At 51.7% G+C, this 20,401-nt stretch carries 17 protein-coding genes and 2 pseudogenes; 8 read left to right on the forward strand and 11 right to left on the reverse strand.

Going from position 1 to position 20,401, the window contains the following annotated elements:
* Positions 1–160 precede the first annotated feature (160 nt).
* Positions 161–802, forward strand: a complete 642-nt coding sequence (gene ribE, locus ACUU1M_RS00240) for a riboflavin synthase (RefSeq protein ID WP_097726097.1) — start codon at positions 161–163, stop codon at positions 800–802.
* Positions 803–841: 39 nt separating this feature from the next.
* On the opposite strand, the gene cfa is transcribed toward ribE, so the two are convergent.
* Entirely contained in the window at positions 842–1,990 is a 1,149-nt protein-coding gene (gene cfa, locus ACUU1M_RS00245; RefSeq protein WP_000098906.1) for a cyclopropane fatty acyl phospholipid synthase, read from the reverse strand.
* Between the two features lie 290 nt (positions 1,991–2,280).
* Entirely contained in the window at positions 2,281–3,492 is a 1,212-nt protein-coding gene (punC, locus tag ACUU1M_RS00250; RefSeq protein WP_152028862.1) for a purine nucleoside transporter PunC, read from the reverse strand.
* A gap of 112 nt (positions 3,493–3,604) precedes the next feature.
* On the opposite strand from punC, the gene punR reads away from it, so the two are divergent.
* Positions 3,605–4,537: a DNA-binding transcriptional activator PunR gene (gene punR, locus ACUU1M_RS00255; RefSeq protein WP_000269493.1), complete on the forward strand. Its 933-nt coding sequence runs from the start codon at positions 3,605–3,607 to the stop codon at positions 4,535–4,537.
* Here the strand turns inward: punR and purR are convergent.
* Positions 4,534–5,559: an HTH-type transcriptional repressor PurR gene (purR, locus tag ACUU1M_RS00260; protein WP_000190982.1), complete on the reverse strand. Its 1,026-nt coding sequence runs from the start codon at positions 5,557–5,559 to the stop codon at positions 4,534–4,536. The genes punR and purR overlap by 4 nt on opposite strands.
* Before the next feature lie 298 nt (positions 5,560–5,857).
* Here purR and cydH point away from each other — a divergent pair, with 298 nt between their 5' ends.
* Positions 5,858–5,947, forward strand: coding sequence for a cytochrome bd-I accessory subunit CydH (gene cydH, locus ACUU1M_RS00265; protein ID WP_000102278.1), 90 nt, complete (start codon positions 5,858–5,860; stop codon positions 5,945–5,947).
* 165 nt (positions 5,948–6,112) lie between these two features.
* A complete protein-coding gene (locus ACUU1M_RS00270; protein ID WP_152028863.1) occupies positions 6,113–7,288 on the forward strand; it encodes an MFS transporter in 1,176 nt (391 codons plus the stop codon).
* 145 nt (positions 7,289–7,433) lie between these two features.
* Here ACUU1M_RS00270 and sodB read toward each other — a convergent pair whose 3' ends face one another.
* Positions 7,434–8,015, reverse strand: a complete 582-nt coding sequence (gene sodB, locus ACUU1M_RS00275) for a superoxide dismutase [Fe] (RefSeq protein WP_000007283.1) — start codon at positions 8,013–8,015, stop codon at positions 7,434–7,436.
* Between the two features lie 127 nt (positions 8,016–8,142).
* Positions 8,143–8,970 (reverse strand): peptidoglycan DD-endopeptidase MepH, encoded by an 828-nt coding sequence (gene mepH / locus ACUU1M_RS00280; RefSeq protein ID WP_000101185.1) that lies wholly within the window; start codon positions 8,968–8,970, stop codon positions 8,143–8,145.
* Positions 8,971–9,304: 334 nt separating this feature from the next.
* On the opposite strand from mepH, the gene grxD reads away from it, so the two are divergent.
* Positions 9,305–9,652, forward strand: a complete 348-nt coding sequence (gene grxD / locus ACUU1M_RS00285; protein WP_000108172.1) for a monothiol glutaredoxin 4 — start codon at positions 9,305–9,307, stop codon at positions 9,650–9,652.
* 113 nt (positions 9,653–9,765) lie between these two features.
* On the opposite strand, the pseudogene tnpA reads toward grxD, so the two are convergent.
* A pseudogene (gene tnpA / locus ACUU1M_RS00290) lies at positions 9,766–10,191 on the reverse strand (IS200/IS605 family transposase); the annotation flags it as partial.
* 7 nt (positions 10,192–10,198) lie between these two features.
* Between tnpA and ACUU1M_RS00295 the strand changes: the two are divergent.
* Positions 10,199–11,407, forward strand: a complete 1,209-nt coding sequence (locus ACUU1M_RS00295; protein WP_000826442.1) for an RNA-guided endonuclease InsQ/TnpB family protein — start codon at positions 10,199–10,201, stop codon at positions 11,405–11,407.
* 43 nt (positions 11,408–11,450) lie between these two features.
* Here ACUU1M_RS00295 and ACUU1M_RS00300 read toward each other — a convergent pair.
* The 5 genes and pseudogenes from ACUU1M_RS00300 to nemR form a co-directional block, all read right to left on the reverse strand.
* Positions 11,451–16,015: pseudogene (locus ACUU1M_RS00300) on the reverse strand (ATP-dependent helicase).
* A 92-nt stretch (positions 16,016–16,107) separates the two neighbouring features.
* Positions 16,108–16,755: a ribonuclease T gene (rnt, locus tag ACUU1M_RS00305; RefSeq protein ID WP_001282281.1), complete on the reverse strand. Its 648-nt coding sequence runs from the start codon at positions 16,753–16,755 to the stop codon at positions 16,108–16,110.
* Positions 16,756–16,857: 102 nt separating this feature from the next.
* Positions 16,858–17,265 (reverse strand): lactoylglutathione lyase, encoded by a 408-nt coding sequence (gene gloA, locus ACUU1M_RS00310; RefSeq protein WP_001237796.1) that lies wholly within the window; start codon positions 17,263–17,265, stop codon positions 16,858–16,860.
* Positions 17,266–17,345: 80 nt separating this feature from the next.
* Complete coding sequence (gene nemA, locus ACUU1M_RS00315) at positions 17,346–18,443, reverse strand: N-ethylmaleimide reductase (RefSeq protein WP_134799674.1); 1,098 nt, start codon at positions 18,441–18,443, stop codon at positions 17,346–17,348.
* A 36-nt stretch (positions 18,444–18,479) separates the two neighbouring features.
* A complete protein-coding gene (gene nemR, locus ACUU1M_RS00320) occupies positions 18,480–19,079 on the reverse strand; it encodes a DNA-binding transcriptional regulator NemR (protein ID WP_001032936.1) in 600 nt (199 codons plus the stop codon).
* A gap of 102 nt (positions 19,080–19,181) precedes the next feature.
* Between nemR and ACUU1M_RS00325 the strand changes: the two genes are divergently transcribed.
* Positions 19,182–19,421 (forward strand): DUF1289 domain-containing protein, encoded by a 240-nt coding sequence (locus tag ACUU1M_RS00325; RefSeq protein WP_000840481.1) that lies wholly within the window; start codon positions 19,182–19,184, stop codon positions 19,419–19,421.
* Between the two features lie 48 nt (positions 19,422–19,469).
* Positions 19,470–20,366, forward strand: coding sequence for an aldo/keto reductase (locus tag ACUU1M_RS00330; protein WP_000250669.1), 897 nt, complete (start codon positions 19,470–19,472; stop codon positions 20,364–20,366).
* Positions 20,367–20,401 lie beyond the last annotated feature (35 nt).

The raw sequence follows: 20,401 nt of genomic DNA on the forward strand, positions 1-20,401 counted from the left end.
CAGCAAAAAGAAGAAGCAGGGGAAATTCAGTCTATTGTAGCGAGGATTTATTAATTCTCCAGTGAAAAAATAGCCATTCTTACCCCTTCACTGGTAAGGGCGTTTTCCACCTGCTATTGTGCTGAACAGAATGTCTTAACTGATTTCAGGAGTTGTAAGTATGTTTACGGGGATTGTACAGGGCACCGCAAAACTGGTGTCGATTGACGAGAAACCAAATTTTCGTACGCATGTGGTGGAGTTACCCGACCACATGCTGGACGGCCTGGAAACCGGTGCTTCCGTGGCGCATAACGGTTGCTGCCTGACCGTGACGGAAATTAACGGCAACCATGTCAGTTTTGACCTGATGAAAGAAACGTTACGCATTACCAATCTTGGCGATTTAAAAGTGGGGGATTGGGTAAACGTTGAGCGTGCGGCGAAATTCAGTGATGAAATTGGCGGACACTTAATGTCAGGTCATATTATGACCATCGCTGAAGTGGCGAAAATATTAACCTCGGAAAATAATCGCCAGATCTGGTTTAAAGTCCAGGATAGTCAGTTGATGAAATATATCCTGTACAAAGGATTTATTGGCATCGACGGTATTAGCCTGACCGTCGGCGAAGTCACGCCAACGCGTTTTTGCGTCCATTTAATTCCGGAAACACTGGAACGCACGACTCTTGGGAAGAAAAAACTTGGCGCACGCGTCAACATTGAAATCGATCCACAAACTCAGGCAGTGGTAGATACGGTAGAACGTGTGCTGGCGGCACGAGAAAATGCCATGAATCAACCAGGTACAGAAGCCTGATCTGAACTCGCCCCCGAAGAGGGGGCGATAGAATAGCCTTTAGCGAGCGACTCGAAGGCCGTTTTCAACACCGCGTGAGAACACCACCTGCCAGAGCTGAATATCACGGGCGCGGAAAGCACCTGCGCAGGCATTCAGATAATAGGTAAACATCCGTTTAAAGCGTTCACTGTAGTTATCCGCAATTTCTGGCCATGCGGCGAGGAATCGTTCATACCACGCCATCAACGTAGTATCGTAATCAGCACCGAAGTTATGCCAGTCTTCCATCACAAAGTGGGGTTCGCTGGATTGAGCAATCTGGCGTACAGAGGGCAGGCAACCGTTCGGAAAAATATATTTATTAATCCAGGGATCAACATTCAGATCGGTTTTTTTCGAACCGATAGTATGGAGCAGGAATATACCTTCCGGTTTCAAATTACGATCCACCACCGCAAAATAGGTATCGTAATTTTTCGGTCCGACGTGCTCGAACATCCCCACAGAAACAATACGATCAAACTGGTCGTTCAGGTCACGATAATCTTGCAGCAAAATGGTGACATCCAGGCCTTTACAGCGTTCCTGAGCCATTTTTTGCTGTTCGGCAGAAATGGTGACGCCGACCACGCTTACGTCATAGTTAGATGCCATGTAGTGCGCCAGTCCGCCCCAGCCGCAGCCAATATCCAGTACGCGCATCCCTGGTTTTAACTGCAATTTTTCACAAATCATTTTGAGCTTCGCCTGCTGGGCAGATTCCAGATTATCGGCATCTTTCCAGTAAGCGCAGGAATATTGCATGAAGGGATCAAGCATGCGGCTGAACAAGTCATTACCCAAATCGTAATGCTCCTTGCCGACTATCCAGGCACGTTTTTTACTCTGCAGATTGAAGAGACGAGCGCCGGCAATACGCAGCGTGTCTTTGAAATGATGGGGGAGTTGGTTCTCGAGACCTGCGCGTAAGACTTTGCTAAAAAACATATCCAGTCGGTCACATTCCCACCAGCCATCCATATAACTTTCGCCTAACCCCAAAGAGCCTTCCTGCAGAACGCGTTTAAAAAAATCGGGGTTTTTCACACGAATATCCGCCGGGGCAGAACCGTTAATGGCTATACCGGCACGGCTAAGTAATTCGTTGGCGATACGGTACCAGTTGTCATCCGGTACACTGACTTCTTCTATACACGATGAACTCATAGTTTCTCCATCACTGGTCGGTGATCAGAACCTTAAAACAGCGTAGACGCTTTTTGGGCTTTGTGAGAAATCTCGCAGAAAAAACCGCGAGTCTATAATCCGACGTAGAACAGAGGGAAAGGAGGAACCCTTGCCGAAATGACCATCCATAGTGAGTCGGGAACGATCCTGTCCCCGTAAAAACATAATATTTATCGTAGCTTTAACAACTCGAAATTAGTATAGGCCGCTAATTTCAATCATACAACAAAATTTTGTTAGCAGCCTAAGTATAAGTATATCGATATAGATCAGTGTGATTCGCTATGAGCGACTTCGGCATTGCCATGATTCGGGCAGTCAACTTCTTCACAACGTTGCATCATGTAACCCAGAGCGACCAGCACTACTGTTGATAACATCACGCTGGTGGTGGTGAGCAATGGCGTGCTGATACTAATAAGCCAGGAAACTACCAGACTTGCGAGGAAGCACAGACCCAGTTGCAGAGTGTTCTGCAACGCTGCGGCGCGACCGGTTGCATGTGGGAAGGGACGCAGCGCCTGGGCGACAACAATAGGGTAGATCGCGCCATTGGCAATCGCCATCACACAGAATGGGATCAGGATTTCGACCAGCGACACATGGCTAATGAAGCCCGCAGCCCAGGTCGCAATGACGCTGACAGCAAACAGCACCAGCAACCACGGTAATAACTGCTTGCCTTGCCATTTCTGCAGTGCGGCGCGACAGCCATAACCACCAATCAGAAACGCGATAGTTTGCGGGACATAACTTAAACCAATAACTGCCGGGCTGTAGCCCATTTCACTAAGGATGAACGGTGAACCGGTCAGCCATGCAAAAAAACTGGCTGAACAGGCTGCGTATATCAGCACGTTGCCGCGATAGGTTTTAGAACGTAGCAGGTCGGTAAAGGTCAGACCATCCTGACTATTGTTACGGGCCTTCGTCGTGGGTTTGAGCCAGAAAATAGGCAGAATCAGCACCACGGTAATGGCAAACAGGGTGGCAAAAATCGCCTGCCAGGAAAAATGGACCAGCAGCCAGCTTCCTAACAGGGGAGCCAGTGCCGGAGACAGACCCACCAGCGGCATGATGGTCGCAAAAATACGGTTGACTTTCTGTGAAGGATAATAATCTGTCACTAATGCTTGCCAGATAACCGCCGCGGCGCAGACCCCCACAGCCTGTACAAAACGCAATACCAGCAGCGTGGCGGCGTTTTCTACCCACAGCATCCCCAGACTACCTAACGCAAAAATTGTCAGGCCGATTAATAACACCGGTTTACGACCATAACGGTCGGAGAGTGGCCCCCACAGAAGCTGGGCTGCGGCAAAACCGGCAAGGAACAGACTAAGGCTGGCACTGACAGCAGACGCAGGCGTTTGCAGGTCGGCCTGTATGGCGGCGAAAGCAGGCAGATACATATCGGTTGCCAGAAAACCGAGTACGCTCAAACCCGCCAGCCAGACTAAAAATCTTTTCCTAGGTTGCATGTATATTCTCTAAATCTCTCAATTAAACACCGCCGCAAAGTGTAGGGAGTGAAATTAGTGTTGTGAAACGGTAATATTTGATGACTGGTTTCAAAAATTTTGCAGGCAGACTATGTGGTCAGAATATTCACTCGAAGTTGTTGATGCGGTAGCGCGTAATGGTAGTTTTAGCGCTGCGGCACAGGAGCTGCATCGCGTTCCTTCTGCGGTCAGCTATACCGTGCGTCAGCTGGAAGAGTGGCTGGCGGTACCGCTCTTTGAGCGACGGCACCGTGATGTGGAGCTGACCGCTGCTGGAGCGTGGTTTCTCAAAGAAGGGCGCTCTGTTGTCAAAAAAATGCAGATCACCCGCCAGCAATGTCAGCAGATAGCGAACGGCTGGCGCGGTCAGTTAGCTATCGCAGTGGATAATATTGTCAGGCCAGAACGTACACGGCAGATGATCGTTGATTTTTATCGCCATTTTGATGATGTCGAACTTCTTGTCTTTCAGGAAGTGTTCAACGGTGTCTGGGATGCGCTTTCCGACGGGCGCGTGGAACTGGCAATTGGCGCAACACGCGCGATTCCGGTAGGCGGTCGTTATGCCTTCCGGGATATGGGGATGCTAAGCTGGAGTTGCGTTGTTGCCAGTCACCACCCGCTGGCGTTGATGGATGGCCCGTTCAGTGATGATACGTTGCGCAACTGGCCGTCGTTGGTGCGCGAAGACACCTCGCGAACGCTACCTAAACGTATTACCTGGTTGCTGGATAACCAAAAAAGACTTGTCGTACCTGACTGGGAATCATCGGCAACCTGTATCTCGGCAGGATTATGCATAGGGATGGTGCCAACACATTTCGCCAAACCGTGGCTTAATGAGGGGAAGTGGGTAGCACTTGAACTGGAAAACCCCTTCCCGGATTCGGCATGTTGTCTGACATGGCAGCAAAATGATATGTCGCCTGCGTTAACCTGGCTGCTTGAGTATCTCGGCGATAGTGAGACGCTGAATAAGGAGTGGCTGCGGGAGCCGGAAGAGACTCCCGCAACGGGTGATTAACGACGATAGTCGCGGAACGGGCCGTCAGCCACGGAGCGGCGTTCAATCAAACGCGGATGCACTTCAATGGACTGCGGTTCTTCACGTTTGTTGACGATACGATCCAACAGCATGTTGAACGCTGTTTCACCCAGCGAATCTTTTGGCTGATGGATCGTGGTCAGCGCCGGCGTAAAATAGCGCGCGTTGCGCACGTTATCATAACCGATCAGCGAAACATCCTGCGGGACGCGCAGGCCCATTTCATCAGCAGCACAAAGTGCGCCCATTGCCATGATATCGCCACCACAGAAGACGGCAGTAGGGCGATGCGGCTGCGACAGGATTTGCTGCATGGCGCGATAACCGGATTCAGGTTCAAAGTCACCCTGCACAATCCAGCTTTCCGGCACCTTGATCATCGCTTCTTCCATCGCCTTCATAAAACCGGCAAGGCGGCCTGCGCCGGTGTTACGTTCCAGCGGGCCGGGGATGACGCCGATTTCGCGGTGACCGCGTTCAATCAGATAACGCCCGGCCATGTAGCCGCCTTCGAACGCGTTATCAATGACCGCATCGGTGAAGTCAGCTTTTGCTTCACCCCAGTCCATCACCACCATTGGGATATGGCGATACTCTTCCAGCATCGCCAGCAACGGCTCTGGGTACTCAGAACACATCACCAGCAGACCATCGACGCGTTTTTGCGCCATCATCGACAGATAAGCCCGCTGTTTCTCAAGATTGTTCCACGCATTACCCAGAATCAGGGTGTAACCTTTCTGGAAGCAATTTTTTTCAACTGCTTCAATGATCTCGGCAAAATAGGCCGCTTCGCTGCTGGTCGCCAGCAAACCGATAGACTTGGTGTGGTTAACCTTCAGGCTACGCGCCACCGCGCTAGGGGAGTAGTGTAATTCTTTAATCGCTGCCCACACGGCGTTGCGCGTTTCTTCAGCGACGAAACGTGTTTTGTTGATCACGTGTGACACAGTTGTAGTGGAAACGTTTGCTCGTTTCGCTACATCTTTTATTGTTGCCATTCCATTTCACTCCAGACCCTAACTTCAGCTCCTGCAAAATCGCAAGGTAAACGTTTGCCTTTACACACCTTACGCACAACAAAAGTGTTGCGGTACGCCGGAAAAACGACACGGAGCGTCAGGAAGGGGTCAATGGCCAGTACGCAAATAGTGTAAGCGTGGAATTTTGGCCGATCTTGACGAAAAGGGGAAGTGGTAAAAACACTTATCATTATAAATGACGGGAGATTTTTTCATCACAGTGTGTAAAAATGCGTAATATCACTTTTTGTGTGGTAATAAAAAAGGAGAAAACTTGATGAGCACCGACCTTAAATTTTCACTGGTAACAACGATTATCGTCCTCGGTTTGATCGTAGCCGTGGGTTTGACTGCCGCGCTGCACTGATTTCCTCTCGAGGGAGCGCGTTCTCCCTCGCATCTCCTTCCTGTTTGTTAGCAAAATGGCAAAAGTGTTTTCTCTTTTTGTTATTTTCATTTTTTTGTGATTGCTGTCATGCTTTCGCCACTTTAATTAATATCGCGTAATGACGCGAAGAGGTGGAGATAAGGCATGAAAATTAACTATCCGTTGCTGGCGCTGGCGCTGGCGATTGGCGCGTTTGGTATCGGGACAACGGAGTTCTCGCCAATGGGCTTGTTGCCCGTCATTGCGCGCGGTGTGGATGTCTCGATTCCCGCTGCCGGAATGTTAATCAGTGCCTATGCAGTTGGCGTAATGGTGGGCGCGCCGCTGATGACGCTTCTACTTTCTCATCGTGCCCGCCGCAGTGCGTTGATTTTCCTGATGGCAATTTTCACGCTAGGCAACGTTCTTTCCGCCATCGCGCCGGATTATATGACCCTGATGCTTTCACGTATTTTGACCAGCCTGAATCACGGAGCATTTTTTGGTTTGGGTTCAGTCGTGGCCGCAAGCGTGGTGCCAAAACATAAACAGGCCAGCGCAGTTGCCACTATGTTTATGGGGTTAACCCTGGCAAATATCGGTGGCGTGCCGGCGGCGACCTGGTTGGGTGAAACCATCGGCTGGCGGATGTCATTTCTGGCAACGGCGGGGCTGAGAGTGATTTCAATGGTAAGTCTGTTCTTCTCATTACCTAAAGGTGGTACAGGGGCACGACCTGAAGTGAAAAAAGAGCTGGCGGTATTAATGCGTCCGCAGGTGCTGTCTGCATTGCTGACGACGGTACTGGGAGCTGGTGCAATGTTTACCCTCTACACCTATATCTCTCCGGTACTGCAAAGTATTACCCACGCAACACCGGTGTTCGTCACGGCAATGCTGGTGCTGATTGGTGTCGGATTCTCTATCGGTAACTATCTCGGCGGCAAACTGGCAGATCGTTCAGTTAACGGCACGTTGAAAGGCTTTTTGTTGCTGCTGATGGTGATTATGCTGGCAATCCCGTTCCTGGCCCGCAATGAGTTCGGCGCAGCTATTAGCATGGTGGTGTGGGGCGCAGCAACCTTTGCGGTTGTACCTCCGTTACAGATGCGCGTGATGCATGTCGCCAGTGAAGCGCCAGGTCTGTCTTCATCAGTCAATATTGGTGCCTTTAATCTTGGAAATGCGCTGGGAGCAGCTGCTGGTGGTGCGGTAATTTCCGCTGGGCTGGGATACAGCTTTGTGCCGGTGACGGGGGCGATTGTCGCGGGACTGGCATTATTGCTGGTGTTTATGTCAGCCAGAAAACAACCTGAAACAGTTTGCGTTGCTAACAGCTAATTAAACAAAAACGCAGAAGGATAACCTTCTGCGTTACAGTTGCTGACAACGTGCGATTTATCTTGCCGCATGCGCTGTTAACGCCTCATCCGCGTTGGCATGGTAAGCGAAGCGCATCAGGCAATGCTGCATTTGCCATCAGTTATTATGCAGCGAGATTTTTCGCTACGAATTCCCAGTTCACCAGCGCCCAGAAGTGCTCCAGATAGCCAGGACGTGCATTGCGATAGTCGATGTAATAAGCGTGTTCCCAGACATCAACGGTCAGCAGCGGAGTCGCATCGGTGGTCAGCGGAGTACCCGCGTTAGAGGTTGAAACGATAGCCAGTTTGCCATCGCTGTTTTTCACCAGCCAGGTCCAGCCAGAACCAAAGTTTTTGATCGCTGCATCAGTAAACTGCGCTTTGAAATCGGCAAAGCTGCCAAAAGATGCGGCGATAGCTTCAGCGACTTTTCCAGTCGGTTCGCCACCGGCGTTCGGTGCCAGGCAGTTCCAGTAGAAAGTATGGTTCCAGACCTGAGCTGCGTTGTTGAATACGCCACCTTCAGAGCTGCGAATAATCTCTTCCAGTGATTTACCTTCAAACGCGGTACCTTTAATCAGGTTGTTCAGGTTAGTGACATAAGTCTGATGATGCTTGCCGTAGTGATACTCGATAGTTTCCGCAGAAATGTGCGGTGCCAGAGCATCTTTAGCATATGGTAGTGCAGGTAATTCGAATGACATTGCTACTCTCCTTTATTATTAATTTGCATACGTACAATAGCCTTATTGTGCGTATGGATAGGGTAGCAAATTAAAAGGTGAGACAAAAGATGAACTTACCCTGTTGCCGTAACAACAGGGTAAAGTTTTAGCGAAGTGTTTTTGGGGTCATTACCCGACGAGCGCCAACATAGTGGCGCTGCCAGTAGTCTTCACTGAGAGAAGTGATTTGAATTTCCTGACCTGTGCGCGGTGACTGAATAAATTTGCCGTTGCCGACATACACGCCGACATGATCGGCTGTACCGCGTCCCTGAGTACGGAAAAAGACCAGGTCGCCGTTTTTCAGCTCACTACGTTCGATAGGTCCTGCATCACGCAGGTGATACATTTCATTCGCCGTACGCGGAATACGAATTTTCACCAAATCTTTATAAGCGTAATAAACCAGGCCGCTGCAATCAAAACCGGTACGCGGTGAGCTGCCGCCCCAACGATATGGCTTACCAATTTGCTGCATCAGTTTATTCATTGCCACTTTCGTGGCTTTTTGCACCTTCGCTTTGTGCGCGTCGACAAGGGTTCCTGACGCGGCATTTTTGACTTTCACACAATGCGATTTATAGCCCTTACGTTTGGTACACTTTTCGGTAAAGCTGGCTGAGGCCGTTTTATTGACGGCGTGTTTGCTGCGAGTTTTGGCGTTTTTAGAAGCGGTAATGGAAGATTTTTTAACGGAAGAAGCGGTTTTGCTTTTGGTCGTACTTTTACTGGCGGCTTTTTTCGCTGTTTTCTGGCTGGCTTTCTGGGTCTTTTTGGTGGTTGCCGTGCTTTTCTTTTTATCTGCTTTTTTGGTGATATGAGTGGTAGCAGAACTCTCCCTGGCTTGCTTTGAAGCATGGGCCATAGGCGTTAAAGGCAGGGTGGTAAAAAGTAAAGCACAGAGCGTGATCGAAATACGGTTTATCCGCGCCACTGAGCGTCCCTCTGTTAAGGCAGGTCTATCATGCCTGCGTCTGATTTACAAAACTTGATGATTCTAATGCATAGAAGAAGAGAAAGTTAATAGCTTTTATTGTTAAAAAATACGTTTCGTTGGCGAGCGCAAAAAAATGCAGCAGTGAAAGCTAAAAATGGTTATAAATACGCCAGTTTGCCGCGCATCAGAGAAGAAACGAATATTTGAAATGCAACAAATAGAGCAAAGTGATAAAATAGCAAAAGCGTGATGAAAATGTTATTTTCCGATGCCGCACTGACCCGCTACAATGTCAGATTACTGCCGTAAAGAAGTTTGAGGAAGCAAGACAATGAGCACCACTATCGAAAAAATCCAACGCCAGATTGCTGAAAACCCGATCCTGCTGTACATGAAAGGTTCACCGAAACTGCCGAGCTGCGGTTTCTCTGCCCAGGCAGTCCAGGCGCTTGCCGCATGTGGCGAACGTTTTGCCTATGTTGATATTCTGCAGAATCCGGACATTCGTGCGGAACTGCCGAAATATGCTAACTGGCCGACCTTCCCGCAACTGTGGGTTGACGGCGAGCTGGTCGGCGGTTGTGATATCGTGATCGAAATGTATCAGCGTGGCGAACTGCAGCAGCTGATCAAAGAAACTGCCGCTAAATACAAGTCTGAAGAGCCGGACGCGGAATAATCCGTCCTGCAATACTGACGGATGCGAACGGGCATCCGTCAGTCCTTTATCCGGTGCGCCGTAAAACCTCGTCCTTCAGGGCGGGGATATAAGGCGCGGTTTTCCACCTGACCAGGTGTTTGCTGTTGTTCAATGTATTGGCGGATGACGGATATTGGCGCACCTTCGCAGCTACTGGCAAAATAGCCAGGACTCCACAAAACGCCTTTGTAGTAATACCTGACTGCAATATCTGGTCGATCTCGTCGCAGTAACCTATTCGATATGCCTTTGAGGCTGTTTACCAGACTGGATATCGCCAGTTTGGGAGGATAGTTAATTAACAAATGGACGTGATCTGGTTCGCCATCCATTTCAACCAGTTCAGCTGCAAAATCAGCACATACATTTGAAAAGTAAGTGCGTAGTTTTTCTGTCGTGTCATGGTCAAAAATCTGGCGTCGGTATTTGGTGACAAAGACCAGGTGAACATGCATCAGGAAAACACAATGCCTTCCACGCCGGATATCGGTTTCTTTTTTCACAGACCAAAGTATCATTTGACCTGTGAAACGATTACAGGCATTTAAATTCCAGTTAAGACCCGGTGGTCAACAGGAGCGTGAAATGAGGCGCTTCGCAGGCGCATGTCGTTTCGTTTTCAATCGTGCTCTGGCGCTTCAGAATGAGAATCATGAGGCCGGTAATAAATACATCCCTTACGGGAAAATGGCTTCCTGGCTGGTTGAGTGGAAAAACGCCACTGAAACGCAATGGCTTAAAGATTCGCCCTCACAGCCATTGCAACAGTCACTGAAAGACCTTGAGCGGGCTTACAAAAACTTCTTCCAGAAGCGGGCTGCTTTTCCCCGATTCAAAAAGCGGGGACAGAATGCTGCATTCCGCTACCCGCAGGGCGTTAAGCTCGATCAGGAAAACAGCCGTATTTTTCTGCCGAAACTTGGCTGGATGCGCTACCGGAATAGCCGTCAGGTCACGGGAGTTGTGAAAAATGTCACTGTCAGCCAGTCCTGCGGTACGTGGTACATCAGTATTCAGACAGAAAGTGAAGTATCAACTCCGGTTCACCCTTCAGCATCAATGATCGGGCTGGATGCTGGCGTGGCTAAACTCGCCACGCTGTCAGATGGCACAGTCTTTGAGCCTGTAAACAGTTTTCAAAAAAACCAGAAGACGCTGGCGAGACTTCAGCGACAGTTAAGCCGGAAGGTCAAATTCAGCAACAACTGGCAGAAGCAGAAACGCAAAATACAGCGACTGCATTCCTGTATCGCAAATATCCGCAGGGACTACCTTCACAAAGTCACAACGACCGTCAGGAAAAACCACGCAATGATAGTCATTGAGGATTTGAAGGTCAGCAACATGTCAAAGTCAGCAGCGGGTACGGTCAGCCAGCCGGGGCGCAATGTCCGGGCAAAATCAGGTTTAAACCGTTCGATACTGGATCAGGGCTGGTATGAAATGCGCCGCCAGCTTGAGTACAAGCAGCTCTGGAGTGGCGGTCAGGTGCTTGCTGTTCCGCCAGCGTACACAAGCCAGCGTTGCGCGTGCTGTGGTCATACAGCGAAAGAAAACCGCCTGTCACAAAGTAAATTCAGATGCCAGGTATGTGGATATACAGCGAACGCCGATGTAAATGGCGCTCGTAACATTTTAGCGGCGGGGCACGCCGTTCTTGCCTGTGGAGAGATGGTGCAGTCAGGCCGCTCGTTGAAGCAGGAACCCACCGAAATGATTCAGGTGACAGCTTGAACGTAGCAGGGAACCACGTCTTTCAGGGCGTGGAGGATGTCAACTATCCCCAATCCAGCCCTTGTGGCGAACTTGAAAATCCCGCCTCACGCAGCAGCGTAAACATCGGCGTTTGCCGGACCGGAAGATCATTCACTTCTGTTAGCGTAAAGCGCAGCCTTGGTTCGCGACGCAGTGCGGTGGTCAGCGCCTGGAAAATCTCTGGGGCGAGTAATTCCTCCTTTTCCTGCCAGACCAGCATTTTTTTGCCGCCTTGCGCCAGATAGAGTAACAATTTGCCGCCAGAAACGACCACCAGCGCACCCGCCCGACGCGTTGGTACCAGCGTTGCCGGATGTGCAGGCCAGGGCAGAAGATTTCCCCACACATTAGCCGGATCGTTGGCGGAGAGCGCCACTGGTGTATAGTGGCGTGTTTGCGTGGCTTGTGTCGCCAGATCGCGCAATCGGTCAATAGTCAGACGTTCAGCGAATTGCGCGCCACCCAGACCTTCTACAAAACGACCTCGCATAATTCGCCCGGAGTCTTCCATACTTCGACAAAGTGTTTGCATCGATGGAAACCCGCCAGGGATATTTTCGGCTATCACCGCCTGACGACTGATGATGCCGTAGCGGTCGAGCATATTTTCCGCCAGCGCCAGCATCCTTTCGGTATCGTTTAGTGGCTCCACCTGCAATAACGACCAGCGTCCAGCCAGATTTGGTGTGTTGTAAGATACCCGCGGCGAGTTGAGGTGCGTGCGTTGGAACTGCTGCGGGTGAGGGCGCGTAACGGTGCCCAAATATCGCTGGTAATGACGCCTTGCCAGACCAGCGCCCATAACGCCTCTTGCAGTGCCGAGGAATCAACCGATTCGCCGATTTTATCGCGTATCCGTTGGCTGATTTGTTGTGCAAACCAGGCTCCTCCGTCAGCCAGAACAGCGATTATCGCTTGCTGCAGCGCCGAACGATTCGCCTGATCCGCTTCGGCGGGAGTGAACGATTCTGCGACATATTTCTGTAGATGCAGTGCCACCAGGCCGTCATCTTCACCCAGCTTTTTTTGTCCCGACCAGATAACCGCTCCGGTTGCCAGTAATTCATCGAGCATTTCTGGCGAATAGTCGCGTACGCGGGCAGGCAGGATCTGGCTTTCCCAGAGTGAGGCGGGTAAACCGACTCCGGCAAGCTGTTCGATCACCCGCATCACGCCATCTACGCCCTCATAAACGCCTGGCGATGTTGAGGCAAAGAGCGCTGGGCTACCATCGGTGGCGGGTAATACGCCCTGACGTTCCAGCAGCAATCGCGCATAGGTCGTGGCTGCAACGGGACGCGTCGCTTCTCTGGCGGCTTGCAGCGAGCGCAAACGCAGACGACGAAATACTTCATCGCTCACCCAGATGTCTTGTTGCAGATTCATCACCAGACCCTGTTCACGCAGTTGCTGAAGCTGCTCTTCGACAATGGCAATACCGAGACTAAACTCATGAGCCAGTTGTTCAGCCGTGACCAGAGCATGAGCCCGGAGATAGCGCAGAAAGAGGTCGCGAAGCGGGTAACTGACTCTATGTAAATAAATCTCTGGCAATGACTCTGGTAGTCGTACGCCGAGGGCATCACGCAGCCTGGCGGCATCATCCATACAGGCAAGACGCTCCTGTCCGCTAATCATCGCTGGGAAGATTCGTTTTACTGCAAGAAGATTTTCCAGATACGACGCAACCTCTTCACTGCTGCCTGTATGCCGTTGCGCCAGGTCTTCAACGGTCATTGGCCCCAGTTCGCGCAGCAGGTCGAACAATCCTTCTTCACCTTTCGCTCTTCTGCCAGGAGCCAGTCGTTGCAACTCTTCTTCCACCTGGCGAATGACCTGCGGGTCGAGTAATTCCCCCGGATCGACCTGTCCGAGTAGATTGCGCAGTAACTCGCTGTCCAGCGACAGTACGGATGCCCGGCGCTCTGCCAGCGGGGCGTCGCTCTGGTACATAAATTCCGCGACATAGCCGAACAATAAACTTGTGGCGAAAGGCGAGGGCGTAGTGGTCGTTACATCGGATATTTGAATTTCGCCACCGTTCAGGCGACGCATCAAACGTTCCAGTGCGGGAAGATCATAAACATCTTGCAGACATTCGCGTAGGGTTTCGAGAATGACCGGAAAATCCGGATATCCCTGAGCGATTTCCAGCAACTGACTGGCGCGCAGCCGTTGTTGCCAAAGCGGGGTGCGATGGCCCGGCGTGCGGCCCGGCATTAATAATGCCCGCGCGGCGCATTCGCGAAAACGGGCGGCGAAAAGTGCCGAGCTGCCTACCGCCTCGCGGACAATTTGCAGCAACTTTTCTGGTTCAAACAAAAAAATCGCGGCGTCGGGCAATTTACCATCAGTGTCAGGAATGCGCGCAACAATGCCGTCATCACTGGCGACCACAGACGCGTCAGCGCCCCATAGGGCATGTATTCGCCCGGCAATCGCCAGCGCCCAGGGTTCATGCACCCGTCTTCCATAGGGAGAGTGCAAAATAATACGCCAGTCGCCAATTTCATCACGGCACCGTTCGAGGACCAGATGGCGACTCCCCGGAACGATGCCCGTCGCGTTGCGTTGCTCGTCAATCAACCCCTGAATATTGGCGTTCGTATTTTCTTCTGCCAGCCACGGGGGAATAGTCCCGGAAAAGAACGCGCCATCCGCCAGTAAATGAAGAAAATCGCCGATCATCTCGCCTAATTCAGCCGGACGTCCGTTACCTTCACCACGCCAGAAGGGGAGCCGGGCAGAACGACCCGGAGCAGGAGTCACAATCACCTGATCGCGGGTGATTTGCTGGATCCGCCATGAGGTAGCGCCGAGAGTGATAATGTCGTTCACCCGCGACTCATATACCATCTCCTCATCCAGTTCACCCACCCGCCGCGAACCGGCCTTTTCTTCACCTTCGGGTAATAACACGCTATACATGCCACGATCCGGAATGGTGCCGCCGCTGGTAACCGCCAACAATTGAGCGCCAGGTCGGGCGGTCAATATCCCGGTCTCCCTGTTCCAGACCAGTTTGGGGCGAAAAGCAGAAAAATCGCCAGAGGGATAGCGCCCGGAAAGCATATCCAGCGTGGCGTCAAAAACACGTCTTGGCAGATCTTTCCACGGTGCGGCACGGCGTACGCGGGAGTACCATTCGTCTACCTGTAATGCATCCATCGCCGCGGCGGCAACGGTTTGCTGCGCAAGGACGCCGAGAGGATTATGCGGTGGTGTCAGGTTTTCCAGCCTGCCTGCGAACATACACTCTACAATGACTGCGGAATCGACTAAATCACGCCGGGTACGGGGGAAAAACAGCCCTTTAGATACACCGCCAACCTGATGTCCGGCGCGACCAATGCGTTGTAACCCACTGGCAACAGAAAGCGGCGTTGCCACCTGAATCACCAGATCCACCGCGCCCATATCAATCCCCAGTTCAAGACTGGAGGTTGCGACCACGCAGCGTAATTCACCCGATTTCAGCGCCTGTTCGGTGATTGCTCGTTGTTCTTTAGAGACGGAGCCGTGGTGTGAGCGGGCAATAAAAACGTCGCTACTTTGTACACGGTTAGAGGTTGCGCCGGAGGTCGACTCGAAATGGGCCGCATCAACGGCGATAGACGGGGAACGCTGTAAGCGTGCGGCGTAAAGCTCATTTAATCGTGCCGTCAGTTTTTCCGCCAGCCCGCGTGAATTAGTAAAGACAATGGTCGAGCGATGGCGCAACACTTCATCAAGGATACCCGTTTCAATATATGGCCAGATGGAGCCTTCCCGGCCGGCATGGCTGTCTTCGCAGGTGCCGCTGGTGACCGATGAGACATCATCCATATTGGCGACCGGTACGACAATTCGTATCTGCGGATGGCGCATTGCGGGCGGGTTGACTACCGTAACCGGGCGATCGCCACCAAGAAATGCTGCCACATCGCTGGCTGAGCGCACAGTGGCAGAAAGGCCAATTCGCTGTGCTGAGGTGTGGAGCAGCGCATCGAGCCGCTCCAGACTTAACGCCAGATGCGCACCACGTTTACTGCCCGCTACCGCGTGGACTTCATCAATAATTACCGTTTCGACGCCGCGTAGCGTTTCGCGCGCGCGGGAGGTCAGCATCAGATAGAGTGATTCGGGTGTGGTGATCAGAATATCCGGCGGATTACGGGTGAGTTTGCTGCGTTCCTGTGCAGGCGTATCGCCAGTACGGATCCCTACGCGAAGATTGACTTCCGTTTCGCCGCGCCGCCGCCGTTCATCGGCAATACCCTTCAACGGGATCTGCAAGTTGCGCTGAACGTCGGTGCCCAGGGCTTTTATCGGTGAAATATAGAGGATGCGTGAGGTTTTACGCTTATGCGCCTCGCGGGTATCTTCGCCGCCTTCGCGGAAGAGCCGATCGAGGGCGTAGAGAAATGCTGCCAGCGTTTTCCCGGAGCCAGTCGGTGCAATCACCAGCGCATGTTCGCCTCGCGCCGCCACATGCCAGGTTTGCGACTGGACAGCGGTCGGCTGTTTAAAGGCGCGAAGAAACCAGTCGCGGGTCGCCGGTGAAAACACGTCCGGCAGGAGCGATGAAGGGTCTGGATTATCTGCCATTAACGCTATTCCCCGTGAATATCATGCTTGATGCGTGGAATAGCCTCACTATAGATGCCTGAATCATTGCATGTCATCAGGCATCGACTCGATTACACCTCTTCGGCGGCAGGTAGCGGCCAGCCTCCCAGACGTTTCCAGCGGTTGACGATTTCACAAAACAGCACAGCAGTGCGTTCGGTGTCGTACAGCGCGGAGTGCGCCTGGGTGCTGTCGAAGTCCATGCCAGCGGTCTGGCAAGCCTTTGACAATACGGTTTGTCCGAGTGCCAGCCCGGCCAGTGCAGCAGTGTCAAAAGTGGCGAAAGGGTGGAACGGGTTACGTTTCAGCGAGGCGCGTTCTGCGGCGGCCATCATAAAGCTGTGATCAAAATTGGCGTTGTGCGCCACCATAATGGCGCGGTTACAGCCGCTCGCTTTAATACCTTTACGTACAACTTTAAAAATTTCGTGCAGCGCCTCGTATTCGCTGACCGCGCCGCGATCGGGATCGTTCGGGTCAATGCCGTTGAAGGCGAGGGCTTCTGGTTGCAAATTTGCGCCGACAAATGGTTCGACGTGGAAATGTAATGTGGTGTCCGGCATCAGCCAGCCTTGTTCATCCATTTTCAGGGTGATGGCGGCAATCTCAAGCAGCGCATCGGTTTTGGCGTTAAATCCGGCTGTTTCAACATCGATCACAACAGGATAAAAACCACGAAAACGGTCGCACAGACCGGTAAGTTGAGCGTTATCGGACATCTGATTCTCTTAATACGGATAAATTGCAGCGCGCATTATGACAAATATTACTTGTCGATGCAGTAAAGATGCGGGCGCGATGAGTTCACGCCCGGCAGGAGATTAGTTGCCCAGACCGCGACCGGCGTCTTTCTCTTCGATTAACTCAATTTTGTAACCGTCCGGATCTTCCACAAACGCGATAACCGTAGTACCGCCTTTTACCGGACCCGCTTCACGGGTCACGTTACCCCCGTTTTGACGGATTTTTTCGCACGCTTCAGCGGCGTTATCTACGCTAAGCGCGATGTGACCATAAGCAGTGCCGAGTTCGTATTTATCCACGCCCCAGTTGTAGGTCAGTTCAATCACCGCTTCTTCGGTTTCCGGGCCGTAGCCAACAAACGCCAGTGAGTATTTGTATTCCGGGTTTTCGCTGGTACGCAGCAGTTTCATGCCCAGCACTTTGGTATAAAAATCGATGGAGCGTTGCAAATCGCCAACGCGCAGCATGGTATGAAGAAGACGCATCTTTTTATCCTCAAAATGGCTAACAGATTCAAAATGTTGTTTTAGTATAGCGGCGGCTTTACGCCGCTCGCAATGTTGGATTACAACGTCGGGTAATCGGTATAGCCTTCCGCGCCGCCACCGTAGAAACTTTCGGCACGCTGTGGGTTAAGCTCAGCTTTGAGCTGCAAGCGGGCGACCAGATCCGGGTTCGCAATCCAGTCACGACCAAATGCCACCGCATCAATTAACCCTTTGCCGATCAGCGTTTCAGCTTTTTCTACTGTGTATGCACCTGCGCCGATAATCGGACCGTGGAAACGGGCGCGTACTTTTTCGCGGAACGCATCAGTATACGGTTCACCCCCCGCCCAATCTGGTTCTGACATATGCAGATAAGCAATGCCGTGTTTACCCAGTTGTTCAATCAGATACAGTGCATCGGCTTCTTCATTCGGGCCGTTATCTGTGTTCTGGAAAGTACCGATTGGCGAAACGCGAATGCCAATGCGATCGGCACCCCATTCTTCAATCCCGGCATCGACCACTTCCAGTACCAAACGTGCGCGATTTTCCACGCTGCCGTCGTACTGATCGGTACGATGGTTTGAAGAAGGGGAAAGGAACTGATGCAGCAAATAACCGTGAGCAGAGTGGAGCTCTACCAGATCAAAACCGGCTTCACGCGCGTTAGCAATGGCCTGACGGAAATCATTGACGATACCCGGAATCTCTTCCAGTTCAAGCGCACGCGGCATGGATGTTTCAACGCGGATCGCCTGACCATTTTCATCGCGCAGAGAAGTACGTGTTCCCGCGCTAAGTGCTGAAGGCGCTACCGGTGCCTGACCGCCAGGTTGCAGGCTGGCGTGAGAAATGCGTCCGGTGTGCCACAGCTGCAAGGCCATATGACCATTTTCAGCATGAACGCCAGCGGTGATTTTTTTCCATGCGGCAATTTGCTCCGGACTATGGATGCCAGGCGCACCTGCATATCCTTTTGCCTGGGCAGAAATTTGCGTGGCTTCACTAATAATCAAACCGGCACTGGCACGTTGGCGATAGTATTCCGCCATCAACGGGGTAGGAATGTCACCCGGTTCAATACTGCGCAGACGCGTCAGCGGTGCCATAAAAATACGGTTTGCCGCCGTGATCGCGCCCACTTTCAGTGGGGAATACAGTTTTTCAGATGACATAAAGGCTCCCGGTCGTCTGGTGATAAAAAATGCCTGCTAAACGGCAGGCGTCGCAATAATGTTTTTTACATGGGCCAGCGCGTTTTCCAGTGGCTCGAAACTGCGCGAAATTTTGGCCTGCAGATTCGCGCCAAGCCATAGTGCGTAAAGCACTTGTGCCTGTTGTAGCGGTTCGCCACAAAAGGTTAAACAATGGTTCTCACGGCCATTTTCCAGAGCCTGCGAGAGCAGGGCGATCACGCCGCGAGCACCTTTATCCATCGCGCTGCGCATATCTTCTGACAGATCGCACACTTCGGCAGAGAGTTTTACTGTCAGGCAACCACTGATGGTTCCATGTTGGCAAAACTGGTTCAGTGTTTGCTGGTAATAAGCCAGTATGCGGTCGCGGTAGTTACCTTCGCCGGATTGCAGCAACTCAGTCAGTCGCTGGTGATATGCGGCGTAATGACGCTCAAGCATGGCAACGCCAAACGCTTCTTTAGAGCGAAAGTAGTGATAGAAGGACCCTTTCGGCACTTCAGCGGTTTTTAGTAATTCGCTTAGCCCCATCCCGGTGAATCCACGTTGCAGGCAAAGTTGCTCGCCCGTCGCCAAGAGATGTTCGCGAGTATCATGTTCGGTGTGTTTGTTCATGCGTTGGAGTATAGTAGACCGGTCGGTCTAGTGCAAGCAAAGTTGCTACTTTGGACATTAACAGCTTCAATAATGGTAATAATCTTATCTGAGGAGGGCGAGGTGGCGGAGCAATTAGAGTTCTTTCCCGTCCAGAGCCCGTGCCGGGGAATTTGCCAGTCTGACGAACGCGGGTTTTGTCGCGGCTGTTTTCGTAGTCGGGATGAGCGTTTTAACTGGAATAAAATGAGCGATGGCGAAAAACAAGAGGTGCTGCGCCTTTGTCGGCAGCGATTAATGCGCAAATTACGCGCAAATAAGCCAGCGTCATCAGACGAACCGGAGCAACCATCACTCTTTTGAACCTAATCTTGCGTATACTCCTCTCATATCTGATAAGAGGAAGCGATTATGGTTCAGCGTATTACTATTGCGCCGCAAGGCCCGGAGTTTTCCCGTTTTGTGATGGGCTACTGGCGATTGATGGACTGGAATATGTCCGCCCGCCAGCTGGTCAGTTTTATTGAAGAGCATCTGGATCTCGGCGTGACCACCGTGGACCATGCTGATATTTATGGTGGCTATCAGTGCGAAGCGGCGTTTGGCGAGGCACTGAAACTGGCACCTCACCTGCGTGAACGGATGGAAATCGTCAGTAAATGCGGTATCGCGACGACCGCGCGTGAAGAAAACGTCATTGGTCATTACATCACTGACCGCAATCACATTATTAAGAGCGCCGAACAGTCGCTAATTAATCTCGCGACCGATCATCTGGATCTGCTGTTAATCCACCGACCAGACCCGTTAATGGATGCCGATGAAGTGGCGGACGCGTTCAAACATCTGCATCAGAGCGGCAAAGTGCGTCATTTTGGCGTATCGAACTTTACGCCTGCGCAATTTGCCCTGTTGCAATCACGTCTGCCGTTTACCCTTGCCACTAATCAGGTGGAAATATCCCCGGTGCATCAGCCGTTACTGCTGGATGGCACGCTCGACCAACTACAACAACTGCGTGTTCGTCCGATGGCGTGGTCCTGCCTTGGTGGTGGTCGTCTGTTTAATGATGATTATTTCCAGCCGCTGCGTGATGAACTGGCTGTGGTGGCGGAGGAGTTAAACGCGGGCTCGATTGAACAGGTGGTTTACGCCTGGGTATTACGTTTACCGTCGCAGCCGCTGCCAATTATCGGCTCAGGTAAAATTGAGCGCGTACGGGCAGCTGTCGAAGCAGAAGCACTGAAAATGACCCGTCAACAATGGTTTCGTATCCGTAAAGCTGCACTGGGGTACGACGTACCGTAAGCACTTTTAGGAATAGCCGCCGTTCAAAAATGTGT

Source organism: Shigella sp. SIG6 (assembly GCF_053555815.1).